Source organism: Fibrella forsythiae (assembly GCF_017353175.1).
Taxonomy (GTDB): domain Bacteria; phylum Bacteroidota; class Bacteroidia; order Cytophagales; family Spirosomataceae; genus Fibrella; species Fibrella forsythiae.
This window is the reverse complement of the sequence record NZ_JAFMYW010000009.1, coordinates 101,920-121,805: the sequence shown is the minus strand read 5'-3', so window position 1 is coordinate 121,805 and position 19,886 is coordinate 101,920. Positions and strand designations below refer to the sequence as shown.

Below are 19,886 nucleotides of genomic sequence, written 5' to 3'. Positions count from 1 at the left end.
TAGCGCTGCTAATCGGCGAAGCTGCTGTAGGGTAACTCCCCTCTCCCAACGTGGGAGAGGGGCTGGGGGTGAGGGGAAACTTCCCGACTTATGACTCTTATTCCTATCTTCCCGCTTTGTTACTGGATTGCCTAACCTATACCATTATTCATGAGTAATTTCTCCCTCCGTATACCTGGCGTCGCTTTAATTTGGCTGACGCTACAAGCGGGCGTGCTTCTGGCGCAAACAGCCGACGTGCCTTTTTACGAGAACCCGAGAGTATTCAGTCAGAACACCGAAACGCCGCACACCACGATCTGGCCGTTCGCTACGGAGCAGCAAGCCGTAGCGAATGACCGGGGTACGTCGCCACGTATTCAGTCGCTGAACGGGGTCTGGAAATTCAAATGGGTTAAAAACCCGAAACTCGTAACGGCCGATTTCAGCGCCCCGGCCACCCGCGATCAGGAGTGGGATAACCTGCCCGTACCGTCGAACTGGCAGGTGGTGGGGGCCCGCGAAGGACGCGCGTATGACCGGCCCATTTTCACCAACATCATTCATCCGTTTCCGGCCAAGCCACCGCTTATTCTGGCCGACACCAATGCCGTTGGCCTGTACCGGAAACGCTTTACCATCCCGGCCGATTGGGCCGACCGCGAAACGTTTCTGCACTTTGCGGGTGTACAGTCTACCTGCCGGGTTTTTCTGAACGGCAGGTACGTTGGTTACCACGAAGACAGCATGACGCCCGCCGAATTCCGGATTACCGACGCCCTACAGGCTGGCGAGAACATACTGGCGGTAGAGGTCATCAACTGGTCTGACGCGAGTTACCTTGAAGATCAGGATTTCTGGCGCTTATCGGGCATTTTCCGGGATGTGCTGCTTATTAGCCGACCGAAGCTTCACCTGCGCGACGTGCAGTTGATCACCGATCTGGATGAGCCTGCCTATAAGAGCGGTACGCTTAAAATGACGGCTTACGTGCGTAATCTGGTCAGTCAGCAGATGCCTCGGTACCGACTCAAAACTACGCTCTATGACCCAAAACAGCGAGTTGTCTTTACTGAAACACTCGGATCAGAAACGGCAGTAGGCTCTGAGCAGGAAGGTATTTTCCGATTTAGCAAAGCCGTAACGGAGCCGCTGTTATGGTCGGCAGAGGTGCCGAATCTGTACACGATGACACTGCAATTGCTGAACCCGGATGGTCAACCAATGGAAGCGGTCAGTCAGAAAATCGGGTTCAGAGAGATGGTGATGCGGGGCGGGCAACTGCTTATCAACGGGCAGCCGGTCACGTTCAAAGGCGTGAACCGCCACGAATTTGACCCCAACACGGGCCGCGTCATCAATCGCGAGAGCATGATCCGCGATATCAAGCTGATGAAGCAATACAACATCAACGCCGTGCGGACGAGCCATTACCCGAACGTGACCGACTGGTATGACCTCTGCGACGAATATGGCCTGTACGTGATCGACGAAGCCAACATTGAAAGCCACGACCTCTGGCAAAAAGGCTATGACATTGCTGACAAGCCCGAATGGCGCGACGCCTTCGTGGCGCGGGGACGGGCCCTGGTGGAGCGCGACAAGAACCACCCGTCGATCGTGATCTGGTCGCTGGGCAACGAAACGGGGATGGGTCAGAACTTCACGGACATGGCCACGATCATTAAACTGGTTGACCCTACGCGTCCCATTCACTACGAAGGCCGCAAGCCCTATACCCAGAACACACTCAGCAGCTTCGATATCATTGCCACCATGTACCCATCGGTCGACGAGATGGTGAAGCTAATGGAAAAAGACCCCACGCGCCCCGTAATCGTTTGCGAATACGCGCACGCGATGGGCAACAGCGTGGGCAACCTGAAAGACTACTGGAACGCCATCGACAAGTACCCGCGCCTACAGGGCGGTTTCATCTGGGACTGGGTCGATCAGGGTCTGAACCTCCGCGATAAGCAGGGAAATTCATACGTCGACCATATTAACTACATCGACGGGGCCAACGCCTGCGACGGGCTGGTGAATCCCGACCGGACACCACAGCCGGAGTTGAATGAGGTGAAACGGGCTTACAGCTACGTGAAGTTCATCCTGCCCGAACCACTCTCGGCCACGCAGACGAAGGTGAATCTGAAGAATACCTACGATTTTCAGTCGCTCGATAACCTGAAACTCGTCTGCAAACTGATGCGCAACGGCGAACTAGTGCAGCAGGGAACGGTTCCCACCTTAACTGCCCGCGCCGGACAGACCATTCAGGTAACGGTGCCCTATAGCATTCCGACCGTTCGGGAGCCGGGCAGCGAGTATTTTCTGGTGCTGAGCCTGCAATTGAAAGAAGCTACGCCCTGGGCCGCCGCTGGTCATGAAGTAGCCGCCGACCAATTTCCCATTCAAACTGACATTCCAATGCCGCCGGTTGTTGGCGTATCGCGCATTCCGGCGTTGAAATCGGCCCCAACCGCCACCGGGCTATCCATACAGGGCACCGATTTCGGATTGCTATTCAACAAAACCACGGGTGGTATCAGCCAGTGGCTCTTCAAAGGGAAAGACCTGCTGGCAGGCCAGAAAGAGGCTGCGGGTGGTTTATTAACCCCTGATTTCTACCGCGTTCCGACGGATAATGACGAGGGTGGTGGCGCGGCGTCGTTTGCCAGCCGCTGGCGGAAAGCAGGGGTCGATCAGCCAACAGTGACGCCAGTTGATATGCGCGTCGACAAGCTGGGGACGCAACGGGTGCGGGTTACGTGTGTCAACGACCTGCAGATGACAGGCGGCACCATTCGCCAAACAATTGAATACCTGGTTTACGGAACCGGCGACGTACTGGTATCGACAACCTGCACGGCAGGTACGTTGGCAGCAGGCACAGGCCTACCGCCCCTGGCCCGCGTAGGTATGCAACTCAGCCTGCCCGCCAGCATGACCTCGCTAACCTGGTATGGACGGGGTCCGTTCGAGAGTTATCAGGACCGGAAAGACGCCGCGTTTGTGGGGCTCTATTCGGGCTCCGTGGCTGACCAGTTTTTTCCGTACACGATGGCGCAGGAAAACGGCAATAAAACAGACGTTCGCTGGGCGCACCTCACCGACGGGGGCAATCCGGCAACGGGGCTGCTCATCATGGCCGAACCCAGTAACAACGGACCGGGCCTGTTGAACATCAACGCCCGCGATTATACCGACGGAGCCCTACTGACGGCCAAAAATCCGCACGCGCAGGCTGTAGAGCATGGTAACACAACGGTAGTCAATATCGATTTCCAGCAAATGGGCCTCGGTGGCGACGATAGCTGGTCGCCACGTACCCACGCCGAGTATCAGCTACCCGCCAGCCGAACCTACACCTACAGTTTCCGCCTCCGCCCCACCGATTCACGCATTGATCGTAAATCGGTCATTAACATGGTCTTACCGAGGTAATCAGTTTACTGTTTTCTGTCTACTGTTTTCTGTTGCGCTGCTGGTTAGCGACACGCGATATAGCAACGCAACAGAAAACAGCAAACAGAAAACAGTAAACTATAAAACTGTAAACTTGCACTATGACTTCTGCCGAATACCGCCAACAGGACGCTTTAGGCCTTGCCGATCTGGTTCGGAAGGGCGACGTTACGCCGCTCGAACTGCTCGACGCCGCCATTGCGCAGGCGGAAGTACAGAACCCGGCCATCAATGCTGTTGTAACGCCGCTGTACGAGCAGGGGCGACGAATGCTCGACCAGTTGCCTGATGGCGAAACGGCGAATGGTATGCCGTTCCGCGGAGTGCCTTTTCTGCTAAAGGACCTGGAACTGGAATGGGCCGGAACCCCCATGAAATCAGGCTGCAAAGGTTACGCTGGGTACGTGTCTACGGCCGATAGTTATGCCGTAGCAAAGTACAAAAAGGCGGGTCTGATCTTTTTCGGCAAAACCAACACACCCGAATTCGGGCTGACACCCTATACCGAATCGCAGTTGTATGGCCCAGCCCGTAACCCCTGGAATCTGGCTTATTCGCCGGGTGGCAGTAGTGGCGGTTCGGCGGCAGCGGTGGCGGCAGGCATTGTCCCGGCGGCATCAGCCAGCGATGGCGGCGGCAGCATTCGTATTCCAGCGTCGTGCTGCGGTTTGTTTGGCCTGATGCCGTCGCGGGGTCGGGCGTCGCTGGGCCCCGGTTTTGGCGAAATGTGGCAGGGCGCCGTACGAAGCCACGTGGTGTCGCGTACCGTTCGCGATAGCGCCGCTTTTCTGGACGTGATTGCAGGTACGTCGCCGGGCGATCCGTATACGATGGGTACGTCGAGCGAGTCGTTCCTGAGTCAGGTGGGAAAGCAGCCGGGCAACCTGCGGATTGCACTGACCACGCAACATCCATTTCCAAGTCAGCAGACTCATGCCGAATGCGTCATGGCCGTTCAGAAAACAGCCAGGCTGCTCGAAAGCCTGGGGCATACGGTCGAAGAAATTGCCCTGCCGTATGACCATACCGTGCTAAGCGACATGTACCTGACGATGGTGCTGGGCGAAACTGGTGCAACCATCCGCGAACTGACCGACTACCTGAAACGCCCTGCCCGCCGCGACGATATGGAGATGAACACGTGGGCATTGGCTCAAATTTCGGAAGCCTATTCGGCCGCGGATTTTGCCTATCAGAAGCGCAAGTGGAACACCCTGGCCCGCCGGATGGGACAACTGCACGAAACTCACGACCTGCTACTAATGCCCACGCTCTCGCGCCCACCTATTCGCATCGGTGAGTTGCAGAATACGCCCGCCGAGAATCAGTTGATGAAGCTAGTCGATGCCGTGGGTGGCCTGAAGCTGTTGAAAGGCAGCAAGCAGATTGACCAACTGGCCGAAAAATCGTTTGGCTACATTCCCTTCCCTCCCATTGCCAACATAACGGGCCAGCCGTCGATGTCGGTACCGCTACACCAGTCGGCCGATGGCTTGCCCGTTGGGTCTATGCTCACCGCTGCACTGGGTAACGAAGCACTTCTGTTCCAGGTGGCGGCGCAGTTGGAGCAAGCACAGCCCTGGGCGGGCAACTGGCCGACAAGTCTAGCGTAAGCTCTTCAGGTACAGCCCTTCCACCCGTTGCCGGGCCCAGTCTGTCTTGCGCAGAAACGTCAGGCTCGATTTTATGCTGGGGTTATTCTTGAAGCAGTTGATCGGAATCCGTTCGGCCAGTTCGTCCCAGCCATAGCGCTCAACGAGGTGCTCGAGAATAGTGGCCAGTGTGAGGCCGTGAAGGGGGTTATTGGGTTGCGATTCAGGCATAAGGATCTGATAAAGTTGAGAGCGATGTTGCCCCCATGTATAGTTTCTCGGCGATGTACATTACTGCTTGCAGACCTCTGTTGCCTCCATTAATTAGTGAACAGAAGGTTACGTTATCTGGTACAGTGATCGGCCCGGTTAATCACCCCGGCCACGTCCGATCGGCTGGATGTCTCTTCTATGCCCGAAGATACGTCGTCGTCTAAGGCCGCATTTTGGACAGATCACAGGCTTATTCGGCTTACCAGCACCCGGAGCGGAGTTGAGGAGGAAAGCAACCTGGCTCCCCCAGCCGCCCCCTACAGTTTCCCAACGAATTGGTCCAGGAAGGCTTTGGCGAAGGCAGAGGCGCGCAGGTCTTTCTGGAGTTTCGGGTTGGTTCTGAAAAAATCGAATCTGGCATAGAACGGGCTATTAAGATGCTGCGAATTGGCGAGGATGATGAACGTCAGGTCTTTTTCCGGCACCTTTATCAGCAACGACGAATTGCCGGTCCACAAGCCCGTGTGCCAGAGCAGCTTAACGCCTTTTTGGTGTTGCATAAACCACCCGAGGCCATACGGCAGCGTTTTGCCTTTCGGCGAAACTGCGGCCGTAAACATACGCTTCCAGGTATCGGGCTTAAGAAAGAGCCCATCATCAATGGCGGTTGCGTATATGGCCAGGTCAGCCACGCACGACATCAATCCCGCCGAGGGGCCGAAATAGGTGGGGTATGCCACAGAAACGAGTTGGTTATTCTGCCAGTCATACGGTTTAGCCACGCGCTTCTCGAAAGCGGCCCGGTCGTAGCCCATTAGTGCAAAATCAACAGTGTCGGCCAGGTTAGGGGCCGTGTGTTGCAAACGAAGCGGGAGCAGTATATTTCGGGTTAACAGTTGCCCAAAAGTTTGGCCCGAACTCTGTTCGATCACCTGTTTTAACTGACCGAACATATCGCCGTTGTAGATAAAGCTGTAGCCCGGCCTGAAGCCGTTCAAACTATGACCCTGTGCCGTATGGGTAAGCAGATGCCGGACTTTAATGCGCGGATCATTGCCCCAGCGAGCGCCGAGGTTGATACCGTATTTCGTTACCGGATCGTCCAGACTCACCTTTCCCGCTTCAACCAGTTGCATCAGAACGAGAGCCCCGAAGGTTTTAGTGACCGACGCCAGATGATACACCGTATGCTCATCCGGCACAATCCTGTTGGCTACATCGGCGTAACCCAGTCCTTTGTGCCAGACCAATTTCCGGCCATGTACAACGCCTACCGATAGCGACGGAATGTGATACTGCTGGCGAAGCCGGTCGAGTTTTGCAGCAAAGGCTGTTGTATCTGACAGGTCGATGGTCGTGACCTGAGCGGTGGCTGACAGGGAAACCGTCAGCGTATACAGCCAATGAACCAGACAGGCCACCGTTTTCATACCCCTATACAGTCACGACCCGAATGCTTTTCTGAACCAGATCGGCCTTTTCGCGAAGCCCTTCCAGCGAAGTGTCCAGCACCGTTACATGGCCCATTTTGCGACCGGGGCGGGTTTGGGCTTTGCCGTAGAAAAACGGCGAAACACCTGGCATAGCCAGCAACGTACCCAGCCCCTCGTAGTGCGCCGGACCCGTGTGGCCGGCTTCGCCCAGCAGGTTCACCATGGCAGCGGGGCCGTGGGCGGTTGTGTCGCCAAGCGGTAAGTTCAGAATGGCCCGCCAGTGCTGCTCAAACTGCGAGGTGCGGTTGGCCCGGATGGTGTGGTGACCACTGTTGTGTGGGCGCGGCGCCACTTCGTTGATCAGCACGTTGCCCTGCTTATCCAGAAACAGCTCCACGGCCAGCAGGCCTACGATGCCGTAGGCGTTGGCTACTTGTTGAGCGATGGTCTGCGCCTGTTGCTCTACGTCGGCCGAAATATCGGCAGGGGCAAACAGATACTCGACCAGATTCAGCTCGGGGTGAAACACCATCTCGACCGTTGGGAAGGTACGTACCTCGCCGCGGGCGTTGCGGGCCACGATCACGGCCAGCTCTTTCTCGAAATCAACGGCTTTCTCCAGCACGCCCGGCGCATCAAAGGCTTTGTCGGCATCGGCGGCGGTGGCAATACGCTGTACACCACGACCATCGTACCCGTCGCGACCCAGTTTATGGAAAGCGGGTAGCAGATCGGGTTGTTCGGCCACAAGTTGGGCCACGTCGGCGCGATCTTGGGTCAGTACGAAGTCGGCGGTGGGAAGGTTATGGTCGCGGTAAAACTGTTTCTGGGTACGTTTATCCTGAATCTGCCGGATCACCGACGGCTGTGGATACACGCGTTTCCCTTCGCGTTCCAGCGCTTCCAGCGCATCAACGTTTACTTTCTCGATCTCGATCGTCAGCACATCTACCGCCTGCCCAAACTGGTAAACAGTGTCATAGTCCGTTAGCGAGCCGACGGTAAATTGCGTGCAGAGGTCTTTGCAGGATGCTTGTGGATCAGGGTCGAGGCAATGAATGACCAGATTCCAGTCGATACCCGCCTGGATAAGCATCAGGCCCAACTGCCCCCCGCCGAGAATGCCAATTTTCGTCATAATAAATAGAGTTTCCAGTTTCCAGTTTCAGGTTTCAAGCGGAGCACCGCAGCGGCGGACCGCTTGAAACCTGAAACTGGAAACTGGAAACTGGAAACTATTTCAAATTGTCAATATTGTAATGCAGGCCCCGGTTGTCTCGGCGGGCCATGGCGGCTTTGATCACCAGGTATGCTACCTCGATCATGTTGCGAAGTTCGGTGATCGGCACCGATACTTTCGACTGACGGTACAACTCTTCGTGTTCAATATAGAGCAGTTCCAGCCGGTCCATTGCCCGTTTCAGACGCCGGTTCGAGCGCACAATGCCCACGTAGTTCGACATGATCGCCTCCAGTTCGCGCTTGATTTCTGTAACGAGAACAAGCTCTTCGGGATGCGTGGTGCCACTATCGTCCCAGGCGGGGATGTCTTCGTGTATGGTCGTCCGCTCAAACTCCTCGACTGATTTCAGGAACGCCCGGTGGCCAAACACAATGGCTTCGAGCAGGGAGTTCGACGCTAGTCGGTTGGCCCCGTGCAGGCCCGTGCAGGCACATTCGCCCACGGCGTAAAGGTGATGAATGTTCGTGCGCCCGAACTCGTCGACCCGCACGCCGCCGCACATGTAATGCTGGGCAGGAACAACGGGGATAAAGTCTTTCCGGATATCGATGCCGAGCCTGTCTTTGCAGTAGGCCGTAATGTTCGGAAAATGCTCAATGAACTTCTCGTAATCGCAGTGGGTCACGTCGATGTATACGTGTTGCGAGCCGGATTTTTTCATTTCCGAGTCAATGGCGCGGGCCACGATATCCCGTGGTGCGAGCGACAGGCGCGGATCGTAATTCTCCATAAAGGTTTCGCCCTTTATGTTTTTCAGAATACCGCCAAAGCCGCGTACTGCCTCCGAAATCAGAAAATTGGGTTTTTTACCCGGTTCATACAGCGCCGTGGGGTGGAATTGAATAAACTCCATGTCCTTGCAGATTCCCTTCGAGCGGTAGGTCATCGCGATACCGTCGCCGGTGGCAATGACCGGGTTGGTTGTGTTAGCGTATACCTGCCCGATACCGCCCGTAGCGACCATCGTTGTGCGCGCTAAAAACCGGTCTACCTTTCCCGTGTTGGTATCGAGCACATAGGCACCGAAGCACTCGTTGTTGCTGTCGTAGCGATGAACGGTTTCACCCAGGTGGTGGCGCGTGATGAGGTCAACGGCGAAATAATGCGTAAATACCTCAATGCTTGGGTACTTCTTTACTGTATCGAGCAGGGCGCGCTCAATTTCAGCACCGGTCACATCTTTGAAGTGCAGGATCCGGAAATCAGAATGGCCGCCTTCTTTGGCCAGATCATAGTCGCCATCATCTTCCTTGTCGAAGCGGGTGCCGTAGTCGATCAGCTCCTGAATCCGTTCGGGGGCTTCGCGCACCACAATTTCAACGATGTGGCGATCGCTCAGGAAATCGCCGGCCACCATCGTATCGTCGATGTGCTTCTCGAACGTATCGTCTTTCGACCACACGCCCGCAATGCCGCCCTGCGCGTATTTGGTGTTCGTTTCGTCGGCCTGCACTTTCGTGATCACACCGATGCGGATGGGTTGGCTCAACTCATCATAATGACGGGCCAGCTTGGTGGCGTAACTAAGCCCCGCAATGCCGGAGCCGATAATAAGGTAGTCGAATTGATGGGGCATATTGGGTTAGGGTATATTCTGTCTACGAGCATTCAAGTCGTTGGCGGAGATCGTGTCTGCTTCGCTCTTATCGTACATCGGCCAGCAGATAAACCACCTCGTCAATTATTTTGACGCACGAAATGACTCTTGCACCCCCGCTTTTGCCTTTACTTTTGCTTTTTATAGCCAGACGAATCTTGTAGCAACCCTGCCCTAACGACTCACCTTGTTGAGGGTCGTTGCTTAATGAGTCAATTAGTGCAGCCAAATCATCTTTAAAAGAGGCGTATTTTTTTCCAAGTCGCTTTGCATCCCGCAACGCATCTGGGGTCGCGATGACTTCATAGCTCATTCAATAATTCGCGAGTTGATATCAGCTTTATTTTTCCTTCCTGATGAAGCTGCACATCCTTCAGACCCTTCTCAATACTATCCAGAATTTCGCGCTTCTGCATCTGTTTCGGCGTTTCTTGGCTAATTACCTCGAATTTGATTTTCGTTCGTTTCAAAAATTGCTCCACGAACTGCTGTTCGTCGGCATTTCGTGGTCTTATCTGCAATGTGCTCATGGCAAACTTGGTTTAAACGTTATTTACTCATCTCCAGCATCCGCAGTACCGAGGCTTCGGCTTTTACGCGGACATCCTCAGGTACGTGAATTTCGGGGAGTTCGTAATACAGCGTGTTGTACAGCTTTTCGAGCGTGTTCATCTTCATGTACGGGCACTCCGAGCAGGCGCAGGTATTGTTCTCGTTGGCCGGTGCCGGAATGATCTTTTTGTCAGGAACCGCCTGCCGCATCTTGTGCAGAATACCGGCTTCCGTACCTACGATAAATTCCGTTTCGGGCTGCTCGACCACATAGTTCAACAGCGCAGTAGTTGACCCTACGTAGTCGGCGTGAATCAGAATATGCTCCTGACATTCGGGGTGGGCGATGAACTTGGCATTAGGGTATTTGGTGCGCAGGTCGTTCAGTTTTTCCAGCGAAATGTCGATGTGCACGATGCAGGCACCGTCCCACAAGACCATATCGCGGCCCGTCTTTTTCGAGACGAAACGGCCCAGATTGGCATCGGGGGCGAAGATGATCTTCTGATCGGCGGGCAGGCTCTGCACGATCTTCAGCGCGTTCGACGACGTGACGATAATATCAGACAGCGCCTTGATCTCGGCCGAACAGTTGATGTACGACAGCACGATATGGTCGGGGTACTGCGCCTTGAATTCGGCGAACTTATCAGCAGGAGCCGAGTCGGCCAGAGAGCAGCCCGCATTCATGTCGGGGATAACCACCTTCTTATGCGGCGACAGGATTTTGGCGGTTTCGCCCATGAAATGCACGCCGCAAAAGACGATCATATCAGCCTCCGTAGCGGCCGCCTGCTGACTCAAGCCAAGGCTATCGCCCACGAAATCGGCCAGGTCCTGAATGTCTTCGTCGACGTAGTAGTGGGCCAGGATGACGGCATTCTTCTCCTGCTTCATCCGCCGGATACCGTCGATCAGTTCCTGCTTATCTTTTGGTGCCGACCGGCTAACGTACCCGATCTGGCGAACCTCTTCTTCAATAGTGAGTGGCATTGTCATAGTCTGACGAACGTATAATGAACAATGTAAAATGTATAATGACGCATCCCGGCGGATGGCAATAGAACTCTGCGCTATCCAAGTAATGACCGAAGAGCGGAAACTTTGGCTTCAGTGTCAAAAAGTGCTTTAACGGGAATTGTAAATTTGGGCAGCACCGCACTGCTTACTGACTGCCCAATTCGGAACGTACCCAGTGCGGCGTATTCTTGCGTGTCAGCGTCAATACCGAACGGTTCAATAGTTTGCCGGGTAGGGTCAATAATCCAGTATTCAGTCACGCCGTGGGCAGCATAGTCTTCAAATTTCACGTTCCGATCGTTTTTCTTCGTACTTTCTGAGAGCACCTCAACGATTAAATCCGGCGCGGGGTAGTACAATAATTCGGGCGTGAGCGTGGCCGCTTTCGCAGGGCCGAAATAGCAAATGTCTGGCTCGTAACTATTGCGGGTTAACTCGACCAACGCTTTTTCAACGACTACAATACCTACCTGGTTACTGGTTACAAACATGTCCAGCAACGTACCCAGCGCCATGACAGCAGCATTCTGCCGGTGTAGCGCTGGCGAATGCACCACGATTTCTCCGTTGATGAATTCGGTTTTCATATCTTCATCCATCCATTCGTAGAATGCGCGACGGCGGTTCTGTTCTTCGTTCAGAATCGCCTGCACCTGTTGAATAATTCGGGGTGCCTGCGACGATTCCAGTAATTGAGCGGCTAGTTCAGTCATGGTAGTGAGAAGGAATGAACAGTAAACAATGGAAAACGAATAATGGCTCCGTACCTGGAATCAGGACGGTCTTTGACTAATACGCCTTCAAACTTAGATCCAGGCTCTTCACGTGGTGCGTCAGCGCGCCCGACGAGATGTAATCGACACCGGTTTCGGCGTAAGCGCGGAGGTTGTCCATGTTGATACCACCCGAGGCTTCAGTGATGACCCGCCCGTTGATGAGCCGGACCATGTCGCGGAGGTCGGCGGGGGCGAAATTGTCGAGCAGCATCCGGGTCAGGTGACCAACGGCAAGGGCTTCTTCCACTTCGGCGCGGTTGCGAACCTCCACTTCGATGGGCAGCTTCCGACCCGTATCGGCCAGGTACGTTACCGCCTGCTGCACGGCTTTGGTCAGGCTACCGGCATAATCGACGTGGTTGTCTTTGATCAGGATCATGTCATACAACCCGAACCGGTGATTGACGCCGCCGCCAATTTTCACGGCCATTTTCTCGCAGATACGGAAGTTGGGTGTGGTTTTGCGGGTGTCGAGCAGCTTGCAACGCGTGCCCTCCAGCACCTGCACCATCTTCCGCGTTTGGGTGGCAATACCGCTCATTCGCTGCATGCAGTTCAGCACCAGCCGTTCGGCGGTCAGAATGTTGCGGGCGTTACCAGCCACCGTCAGTACAATGTCGCCGGGTTTGATGGGGTCACCGTCGCGCATCAGCACATCGACCTGAAAGGCGGGGTCTACTTCCTGAAAAATGGCAAGCGCAACTTCCACACCGGCCAGAATGCCGGCTTCTTTCACTAATAATCGGGCGCGTTTCTGTGCATCGGCGGGAATGGTGCTGAGCGAGGTATGGTCGCCGTCGCCAACATCTTCAGCCAGCGCTAGTCGTATGAATTCGGGTAGTGTCATTTTATGAAGTTTCAAGTTTCAGGTTTCAAGTTTCAAGTGCTTTGCTCATCAACCAATCTGGTAATCGAGCAAAGCACTTGAAACTTGAAACCTGAAACTTGAAACTATTTTTTCCGCCAAATTACGGTTTCAGTACGACTTTAATTAATCCTTTCTCTTTTGCATAAAGGCGGCTGAACCAGTCGGCGCCTTCGGTAAGCGGCGCTTCGGCGCTGAGAATGGCTTCGACATTTATTTTTCCGCTCGAGATCAAACTCAGGGCCGCTTCGTATTCGCCGTTAATGGCGCACGACCCCTGCAGCCGTAACTGCTGCGTCACGATGGCCTGTAAGGGTATTTCTATTTTAGGACTCAGGTTGCCAACCAGCGTAATGGTGGCTCCTTTCCGGACGCAGCTGATGGCGGTCTGCACGGTTGGCGCAATGCCCACCACTTCAAATGCGACATCGGCACCACGCCCGTGAGTAAGGGCCTGTACCTGCTTAGGTACGTTGTCAGAATCAGCCCGGAAGGCGTGGGTAGCACCGAGTTGTTGCGCCAATGCCAGCCGGTCATCATCGAGGTCGATGGCGATGATCTGCCCGCAACCAGCCAGCTTCAGCGCCTGAATCACGAACAAACCGATCATGCCTGCACCTACCACTACGGCCGAATCGTTGACCTGAATGGGTGTCAGGCTCAACGCGTGCAATGCCACAGCCACAGGCTCGACTAATGCCGCCTGCGTGAAACTGACGCCTTCGGGAATGGCGTAAAGGATATGCTGCGGCACCGTGACAAACTCTGCAAACGCGCCGTTCCGGTGGAATTGCGGGGTAGAAACCCCCACCACTTCGCGGCCGTCAGACAGGTTATACATCCCCCGGCGGCTATACCAGTCATCGAGTTTATAGACGGTCGAATCGAAGGTGACGCGGTCGCCCACGGCCCATTCGCGCACGTCGTCACCGATCTCGGCGATGATGCCGGAAGCTTCGTGGCCCATGACAATGGGCGGAATGCGGCGACCGGTGCTGCCATCCATGCCGTGCACGTCGGAACCGCAGATGCCTACGGCCTGCACGCGAATCAGCACATCAGTAGGGCCGGGTTTAGGGTTAGCTACGTCCTGTAGCTCGAAATGGTTGTATTCAGTTAAAACGAGCGCTTTCATGGAACAAAGAGTGAAAGAGATAAAGAGCGAAAGAGTGCTTTCACGCGTGCATTGCTTACGCGCTACGTACTCGAAGCAGCAACTACATAACCATAAACCGGATTGGTTTGGCTTTTACCCTCGCTGATAAATTCGGGAGAAGGCCTCGGCAGGAATCTGACCGAACGTACCTGAGAGCAGGTTCGGGTTCAACTCGTAGGTGGTTACGTCGGGCTGTTCGTCGGGCGATTCGCCGAAAAGGTCGCGCTCCATCGGGGCCGAATACTGCTTTTTCGTCCAGACAAGGCGTTGATCGGGTGTTTTGCCCCAGGCGCGGTTATCGCCCAGCACGAGCTGAATCTTCCGCCAGTCGTCGTAGAAATATTCCTGGAGCAGGGGGATGATTTTGTCGCGGAAAACGAGGCACAGGTCCGCGTGGGTTTCGATGCCCATCAGGTAGGCGTGGCCGATGAGGTGATCGCGGTCGAACAGGTATTCGATGCGTTCGTTCATCACCTTTAGCAACGTACCTAGCTCAATGCTGTCTACTTTCCCCAGCAGATCGTACTGCGGGGCCATTTCCTGAAACGAAAAGCGGCGGCGAAGGGCCACGTCGAGCAGGGCTATGCTGCGGTCGGCGGTGTTCATCGTGCCCAGCACATAGAGATTGGCCGGCACGCCGAAACGATCCTGCGAGTAAGGAAGGGTGAGCCAAAGTTCGTCTGTTGCGCCAAGGCGTTTGCTGGGTTCGAGCAGCGAAATCAGATCGCCGAGTACCTTCGCTACGTTGGCCCGGTTTATTTCGTCGACCAGCAGTACGTGGGCGGGGGCACTGGCCAGCTTCCGTTGCCGACGGTCGGGCTGGTCGTTCAGGCAGTCGGCCATGGTGCCGTAACCTGCTTTCTGAATCGCCGTCAGACAGGCCCGGTAGAAAATGCCTTTCCTGATTTTGTAGCTCACCTGATTACCCAGCACTTCGGGCCGGATTCCCTCCACAAATTCCTCGTAGCCATATGATGGGTGGAACGTCACCACGTCATGGTCAAACGCGTGCATGAGCTGGCGGGCGCGGTATGTTTTGCCCGTACCGGGCGGGCCGTATAGGATCAGGTTCGTCGGAAAGTCGGGCCGGGCGGGTACGTAGGCTACCTCATCTTCGGCTACCGCGTCGGCGTTATCGCCATGAATGCGTCCGTAGGCAAGATCGGGGTTTTCGGCTACCCGCAACAGATCGGTCAGGAAGCCTTCGTTTTCGGCGGCGGCAAAAATATCGGCGTTATGGCGGGCCACATGCGGACCCCGTTTGGCCGTTTCGACCAGTTCGAGCAGGCAGTCTTCCCAACAACGGCGCAGCGTCTGGTTATAGAGCAAATGCGCGTTGCTATGCCCAACGATCACCGATACGTAATCCGCTTTTTCGGTGATGGGCGCAAAATCGACCTCTGTTATTGACCGCAGCGTTTCCTGCGCATCGCGTTTGACGGTGAGCCAGTATTCAGCCTCGCCGTTGCGGGGCCTGTGCAGGCGGAGGGCCAGGAAAAAGTTAACATCGGCCGAAATGGCTTTGCGGTCTTTACGTACCGAAAACGACAGACGGGGATCGCCGTTGGGTAAGTTGACAATGTCGATCAGTTCTTTCAGTAGCCCAAAAAAACGCCGTACGGCTTCGGGTTGGCCGATTTCGCGTATACGATCAATCAGGATTTGGGATGGTTGTTCAGCAATCATGCCTGACTAAGATACGCAGTATTGGTCAAATGTCTGCGTGTTTGTTGGCACCAAAACCAGTAGACGTTCAGACTGGAGTCAGGCGATGTATTGCTCGTAAAAGGCGCGTGGGCTTATAATCTCCGTATTGCCGATCCGTTTCAGCGGCAGCAGGTGCTTTTCGTCGTTGGTGATCAGTAAGTTCGCGTTAATGAACAAGGCAGCTCGAAGCACGTTATTATCGTCAGGGTCAACCGAGTCGGTGGGGAGCCGATTGGTGGGGTCAACAACAACATGGCGCTCTCGTATTGCCTGGCTGATTCGCTGACGACGTTCGGCATGGTACTTAAACTTATTCTCCATTTTTTCGTCCAGCTCACTCAGTATCCACTCTGAAGTGTACAGATCGGCATACAGAACGCAGAAATCGTAAACTTTTGCGGAAAATCCCGGGAAGACGAACGTAGAGATCAGTACGTTCGTATCAAACACTATCCGTGTCTCGAAGTCAATGATGGAAGGCTGCAAGTGAGGGCACTACAGTTTGTTACTCTTGTAGAGAGCGCAGAGGAAGGTATTACGAAATTTCTCGAAAGATGTCCTCCTCAGACAAGAAACCAGCAGATGCAGCTGTCCCTCTCAGATCTTGCCGTAACTGATTGACGGTTTCGATATGAAGGTAATTTTTCACGATTTGGTTAATCAACTGTTCCGACGACATATTTAATGTGCTTGAAGTTGTCTCCAAATTTTTGAGAACAGTTTCGTCAAACTCAACAGTAATGCTCATCAGCTTATCAATGCTCTTGTTGTAAAGTAAATATCCATCTTTCAAACGCAAATTCCAATCAAACAGTTGTATCTGCTTCGCTGAACGTACCTGGGTATCTTTCTCAAAACCAGTCACCTTTATTTTGCGTAGTATAGAGGCCACATTCAACATCACTCGATGCGATATTATTTACTCACGTTTCTTCTCATACAGATTATACAGAGTTTTTGCCCGTTGCGGGCGCAACCTGCCGATAGTCTGGCAAAGGGACGTATCGGCGGTGTTGCCGAAGTTGGATGTCTAATCAGTAGCATCGCGCAAACGCCGTTCTGGCTGCGCACGAATCAATACGGCATTGTACCACTGGGTGGATCGGCAGGTACGTTGCGGGCTAGTGCGTTTCGGGATTATGGGTCCAAATCAACGCGGCGTTCAATGTCGAGTGGCAAACCATCGCGGTTCGATTGGGGGTTTGGGCTGGCTGTTGTCGGCAACACCGGGCCGGTCGATTTACTGAACACAAACCTGAATGATGCCCGGCAGGTATTGTGGCCGGAGGTATTTGCCAAGGTGCGATTCGGACAATTCGAACTGTTTGCCGGTCGGCGGCGCGAAGTATACGGGCTGGGCGATACCACGCTGACATCGGGTTTTGTGGCCTGGTCGGGCAATGCCATTCCGTTTCCGAAAGTGCAGCTGCACACGCCCAATTTTGTGCCGGTAAAGTGGTTGCGCAATTCGGTGGCGTTTCGGGCGGGTTATGCGCATGGCTGGTTCACGCAACCCAACATTCAGGGAGCCATGCTCCACCAGAAATACCTGTACCTCCGCTTCGGAAAGCCAACCGCCAAACTAACCTTCACGACCGGTCTGAACCATCAGGCACAGTGGGGTGGCCGGGCCGACTACCTGCGCAATACGATTTATTCGGTTGATGGACAACTGCCCAATACACTTCGGGACTATGTAGCCGTGATACTGGCCCGTTATCCTGATGCGTTTGCCAATGATCGGTTTACGGAGTTCGACGGCTCCAATCGGGTAGGAAATCACGTAGGCAGTATCGATTTCGCTTTCGACTGGAAAGGCGCACGGCATAGCTGGCAACTTTATCACCAGCACATTTATGAAGACGCGTCAGGGATTGCCTTCCAGAATGTACCCGACGGACTAACCGGCCTGCGCTGGCTGAACCGAAAGCCGGACCCAGGTACGTTCCGCCTGACACGGGTAGTAGTTGAATGGCTAACTACGACCGATCAGTCAGGGGATACGTTCGATTTTAAACGACGGTTTCAGGGGCGGGACAATTACTTCAACCATGGTCAATATGTGCAGGGCTGGAGTTATCAGGGCCGTACTATCGGTACGCCGTTCGTTGCCCCCCGAACAACGTTTACTCAGGCTGTAAACGCGAATGAGGGCGGTGGCTTTTTCCCGAATAACCGGCTCGTGATGTGGTATGCCGGGGCTGAAGCGCTGGTTGGGAAAACAATTCGGCTAACAGCCCGGCTGGCCTGGAGCCGCAATTTCGGCGGGTACGATCAGCCGTTTCCGGTTGTTTACCAGCAAACATCGGCTATGCTGGCAGGTCAGGGGCGCTTACCCCGGCTGCCAAACGTGTGGCTTACGGCGTCACTGGCTTTGGATAAGGGCGAGCTGTACCCCGACGCGGTGGGTGGCTTCGTCAGTTTGCAAAAACGGTGGTAAGTGTATAGAGTACGCTTCTAAAACAGAAGTTAAACGTTGATGAGGAGCGCTTTTGTCATCCCTCCTGTCGTCGGGATGACAAAAATGGCTCGTTCCGATCAGTGTTCTCCACCCGTTTAATCAGTTCTTTAATTTTATTTTAATCTGGCAAATCCAGGCGGCTGGGTACGTCGTATGAATGAAGTCGGCAGTAGCCGAGCGGCATTTTCATTTAGACACAAACTCAACCGCTATGTTTTTCAATCGCTTACCCATCAAATCGTTTGTGGCGGGCCTTGCCCTGCTCGTAACCGTTACCAGTTGCGATCACCGCACCGAACCTGATCCGGCTACGCTGCCCGACCAGATCGTTTATGCACTGAATAGCTCGAACCAGTTGCTGCAGCTGAACATCCGAAGCTCGAACACGCCCATCGCTACGACAACCATTACCGGCGTAGACTCACCAAATGGCGAACGGATCGTATCGATCGACTTTCGGCCGGCTACGGGTCAGCTGTATGGGGTGAGTAACATGAGCCGCATTTTTGTGATCAACACCATGACCGCCGTGGCCCGTCCGTTGACCACAACGGCGTTCTCACCCGCCATTTCAGGTAACATCGTTTCTATCGATTTCAACCCAACCGTCGACCGTATCCGGTTGGTAACCAACACTGGTCAGGACTTGCGCCTGAACCCCGAGACAGGTGCCGTAGTGGCTACCGATGGAAACATCAACGGCGTTACGGGCGCTGCCGTAGCTGGTGTTGCCTATACGAATAACGTGGCTGGGGCTACGACCACAACACTGTACGACATTGATCCAGCCACCGATCGTCTGTACATCCAGAATCCGCCCAACGCCGGTACGCTGATCGACGTGGGCCCCCTTGGCCTGAACATCACCGATGCAGTTGGCTTCGATATCTCTTCGACCGACAACACACAGGGCTTAGCTGCCGTACGGTTCAACGGCGCGTCTGAATTGCAGCAGATCAACCTCACAACGGGTCGTTTGCAGAAACTGGGGAATCTGCCCGGTACCATCATCGGACTGGCTATTCCAACCTCTCCCGTTGCCTACGCTATCGACGGCGGAACGAACAACCTGCTCATTTTCAATCCAATGAATCCGAGTGTTGTAACAACCAAGACGCTGACTGGCTTGCAGGCGGGCGAGACGATCCTGGGTATGGATGCACGGCCGCTAAATGGTCAACTGTTCATGCTTGGCAGCACTAGCCGCCTGTATGTAGTGGGTGTGAATGCAACAAACGCCTGGACTGCAACACAGGTTGGAATGACAGGTAGTTTTACCTTGTCGGGAACAGATTTCGGTTTTGATTTCAACCCCACTGTCGACCGCATCCGGGTAGTGAGCAATACGGGTCAGAACCTACGGCTGAACCCCACGGTCATGCCTACTGAAAGTGCGCTGGCTGCCACTGATGGCACGTTGACCTTTGCGCCATCGTCAGGAACGCCTAACGTATCGGCAAGTGCTTACACGAACAACTTCGCGGGCGCAACTACTACAACGCTGTACGATATTGATGTTCGCACGGGCGGCGCGATGCTGTATCGGCAAGTGCCACCTAATGACGGTGTACTGGTAAACGTTGGCTCACTGGGCGTTGATGTAGACGGTGTAAACGGTTTTGATATTGGCGGTACAACCGGTGCTGCTTACGCGTTACTCCGGTCGGCTGGCGTTACGAAAGTGTACCTGATCAACCTGACAACGGGTGCCGCCACGGCTGGCGCGTCGATACCAGGTAGCCCGGCTCCGCGTGGCTTCACGCTGGGGTTAGGCTTCTAACGACTAGATAACGTACCTAAAAAGGCCGGTACTGATCCTGATAA

The 19,886-nt window shown here is 54.6% G+C and carries 17 protein-coding genes; 4 read left to right on the top strand and 13 right to left on the bottom strand.

What is annotated here, in order from left to right; translation table 11 throughout:
* Positions 1-150: 150 nt before the first annotated feature.
* The gene (gene lacZ / locus J2I46_RS25055; RefSeq protein WP_207331829.1) at positions 151-3,426 is read left to right on the top strand and encodes a beta-galactosidase, LacZ type; all 3,276 of its coding nucleotides are present in this window, start codon (positions 151-153) and stop codon (positions 3,424-3,426) included.
* A gap of 122 nt (positions 3,427-3,548) precedes the next feature.
* Positions 3,549-5,060: an amidase gene (locus tag J2I46_RS25050; RefSeq protein WP_207331828.1), complete on the top strand. Its 1,512-nt coding sequence runs from the start codon at positions 3,549-3,551 to the stop codon at positions 5,058-5,060.
* On the opposite strand, the gene J2I46_RS25045 is transcribed toward J2I46_RS25050, so the two are convergent.
* The 13 genes from J2I46_RS25045 to J2I46_RS24985 form a co-directional block, all read right to left on the bottom strand.
* Entirely contained in the window at positions 5,052-5,270 is a 219-nt protein-coding gene (locus J2I46_RS25045; protein WP_207331827.1) for a VF530 family protein, read from the bottom strand. The two genes, J2I46_RS25050 and J2I46_RS25045, sit on opposite strands and share 9 nt — an antisense overlap.
* 299 nt (positions 5,271-5,569) lie before the next feature.
* Positions 5,570-6,682, bottom strand: coding sequence for a serine hydrolase domain-containing protein (locus J2I46_RS25040; protein WP_207331826.1), 1,113 nt, complete (start codon positions 6,680-6,682; stop codon positions 5,570-5,572).
* Between the two features lie 4 nt (positions 6,683-6,686).
* Complete coding sequence (locus J2I46_RS25035; protein WP_207331825.1) at positions 6,687-7,823, bottom strand: 5-(carboxyamino)imidazole ribonucleotide synthase; 1,137 nt, start codon at positions 7,821-7,823, stop codon at positions 6,687-6,689.
* Positions 7,824-7,920: 97 nt separating this feature from the next.
* A complete protein-coding gene (gene nadB, locus J2I46_RS25030) occupies positions 7,921-9,504 on the bottom strand; it encodes an L-aspartate oxidase (protein ID WP_207331824.1) in 1,584 nt (527 codons plus the stop codon).
* Between the two features lie 67 nt (positions 9,505-9,571).
* Entirely contained in the window at positions 9,572-9,838 is a 267-nt protein-coding gene (locus J2I46_RS25025; RefSeq protein WP_310589080.1) for a type II toxin-antitoxin system RelE family toxin, read from the bottom strand.
* Positions 9,828-10,055: a hypothetical protein gene (locus J2I46_RS25020; RefSeq protein WP_207331823.1), complete on the bottom strand. Its 228-nt coding sequence runs from the start codon at positions 10,053-10,055 to the stop codon at positions 9,828-9,830. The genes J2I46_RS25025 and J2I46_RS25020 overlap by 11 nt, the downstream gene beginning before the upstream one ends.
* A gap of 19 nt (positions 10,056-10,074) precedes the next feature.
* Positions 10,075-11,076: a quinolinate synthase NadA gene (gene nadA, locus J2I46_RS25015; protein WP_207331822.1), complete on the bottom strand. Its 1,002-nt coding sequence runs from the start codon at positions 11,074-11,076 to the stop codon at positions 10,075-10,077.
* Positions 11,077-11,150: 74 nt separating this feature from the next.
* Positions 11,151-11,810 (bottom strand): Uma2 family endonuclease, encoded by a 660-nt coding sequence (locus tag J2I46_RS25010; RefSeq protein ID WP_207331821.1) that lies wholly within the window; start codon positions 11,808-11,810, stop codon positions 11,151-11,153.
* A 76-nt stretch (positions 11,811-11,886) separates the two neighbouring features.
* Positions 11,887-12,720 carry a carboxylating nicotinate-nucleotide diphosphorylase gene (gene nadC / locus J2I46_RS25005; RefSeq protein ID WP_207331820.1) on the bottom strand — a complete coding sequence of 278 codons (834 nt, stop codon included), beginning with the start codon at positions 12,718-12,720 and terminating at the stop codon, positions 11,887-11,889.
* 121 nt (positions 12,721-12,841) lie between these two features.
* The gene (locus tag J2I46_RS25000; protein WP_207331819.1) at positions 12,842-13,873 is read right to left on the bottom strand and encodes a galactitol-1-phosphate 5-dehydrogenase; all 1,032 of its coding nucleotides are present in this window, start codon (positions 13,871-13,873) and stop codon (positions 12,842-12,844) included.
* 114 nt (positions 13,874-13,987) lie between these two features.
* Positions 13,988-15,580: an McrB family protein gene (locus tag J2I46_RS24995; RefSeq protein WP_207331818.1), complete on the bottom strand. Its 1,593-nt coding sequence runs from the start codon at positions 15,578-15,580 to the stop codon at positions 13,988-13,990.
* Between the two features lie 78 nt (positions 15,581-15,658).
* Positions 15,659-16,087 carry a putative toxin-antitoxin system toxin component, PIN family gene (locus J2I46_RS24990; protein WP_207331817.1) on the bottom strand — a complete coding sequence of 143 codons (429 nt, stop codon included), beginning with the start codon at positions 16,085-16,087 and terminating at the stop codon, positions 15,659-15,661.
* A gap of 49 nt (positions 16,088-16,136) precedes the next feature.
* The gene (locus tag J2I46_RS24985) at positions 16,137-16,502 is read right to left on the bottom strand and encodes a hypothetical protein (protein ID WP_207331816.1); all 366 of its coding nucleotides are present in this window, start codon (positions 16,500-16,502) and stop codon (positions 16,137-16,139) included.
* A 6-nt stretch (positions 16,503-16,508) separates the two neighbouring features.
* On the opposite strand from J2I46_RS24985, the gene J2I46_RS24980 reads away from it, so the two are divergent.
* Together J2I46_RS24980 and J2I46_RS24975 are read left to right on the top strand one after the other, a co-directional pair.
* Positions 16,509-18,041: a capsule assembly Wzi family protein gene (locus J2I46_RS24980; RefSeq protein WP_207331815.1), complete on the top strand. Its 1,533-nt coding sequence runs from the start codon at positions 16,509-16,511 to the stop codon at positions 18,039-18,041.
* A 232-nt stretch (positions 18,042-18,273) separates the two neighbouring features.
* The gene (locus J2I46_RS24975) at positions 18,274-19,842 is read left to right on the top strand and encodes a DUF4394 domain-containing protein (RefSeq protein WP_207331814.1); all 1,569 of its coding nucleotides are present in this window, start codon (positions 18,274-18,276) and stop codon (positions 19,840-19,842) included.
* The last annotated feature ends 44 nt before the right edge of the window (positions 19,843-19,886 follow it).

Coding starts and splice junctions, on each gene's coding strand:
- lacZ (WP_207331829.1), top strand. CDS start 151: ATGAGTAATTTCTCCCTCCGTATACCTGGCGTCGCTTTAATTTGGCTG.
- J2I46_RS25050 (WP_207331828.1), top strand. CDS start 3,549: ATGACTTCTGCCGAATACCGCCAACAGGACGCTTTAGGCCTTGCCGAT.
- J2I46_RS25045 (WP_207331827.1), bottom strand. CDS start 5,270: ATGCCTGAATCGCAACCCAATAACCCCCTTCACGGCCTCACACTGGCC.
- J2I46_RS25040 (WP_207331826.1), bottom strand. CDS start 6,682: ATGAAAACGGTGGCCTGTCTGGTTCATTGGCTGTATACGCTGACGGTT.
- J2I46_RS25035 (WP_207331825.1), bottom strand. CDS start 7,823: ATGACGAAAATTGGCATTCTCGGCGGGGGGCAGTTGGGCCTGATGCTT.
- nadB (WP_207331824.1), bottom strand. CDS start 9,504: ATGCCCCATCAATTCGACTACCTTATTATCGGCTCCGGCATTGCGGGG.
- J2I46_RS25025 (WP_310589080.1), bottom strand. CDS start 9,838: ATGAGCTATGAAGTCATCGCGACCCCAGATGCGTTGCGGGATGCAAAG.
- J2I46_RS25020 (WP_207331823.1), bottom strand. CDS start 10,055: ATGAGCACATTGCAGATAAGACCACGAAATGCCGACGAACAGCAGTTC.
- nadA (WP_207331822.1), bottom strand. CDS start 11,076: ATGACAATGCCACTCACTATTGAAGAAGAGGTTCGCCAGATCGGGTAC.
- J2I46_RS25010 (WP_207331821.1), bottom strand. CDS start 11,810: ATGACTGAACTAGCCGCTCAATTACTGGAATCGTCGCAGGCACCCCGA.
- nadC (WP_207331820.1), bottom strand. CDS start 12,720: ATGACACTACCCGAATTCATACGACTAGCGCTGGCTGAAGATGTTGGC.
- J2I46_RS25000 (WP_207331819.1), bottom strand. CDS start 13,873: ATGAAAGCGCTCGTTTTAACTGAATACAACCATTTCGAGCTACAGGAC.
- J2I46_RS24995 (WP_207331818.1), bottom strand. CDS start 15,580: ATGATTGCTGAACAACCATCCCAAATCCTGATTGATCGTATACGCGAA.
- J2I46_RS24985 (WP_207331816.1), bottom strand. CDS start 16,502: ATGTTGAATGTGGCCTCTATACTACGCAAAATAAAGGTGACTGGTTTT.
- J2I46_RS24980 (WP_207331815.1), top strand. CDS start 16,509: ATGCGATATTATTTACTCACGTTTCTTCTCATACAGATTATACAGAGT.
- J2I46_RS24975 (WP_207331814.1), top strand. CDS start 18,274: ATGTTTTTCAATCGCTTACCCATCAAATCGTTTGTGGCGGGCCTTGCC.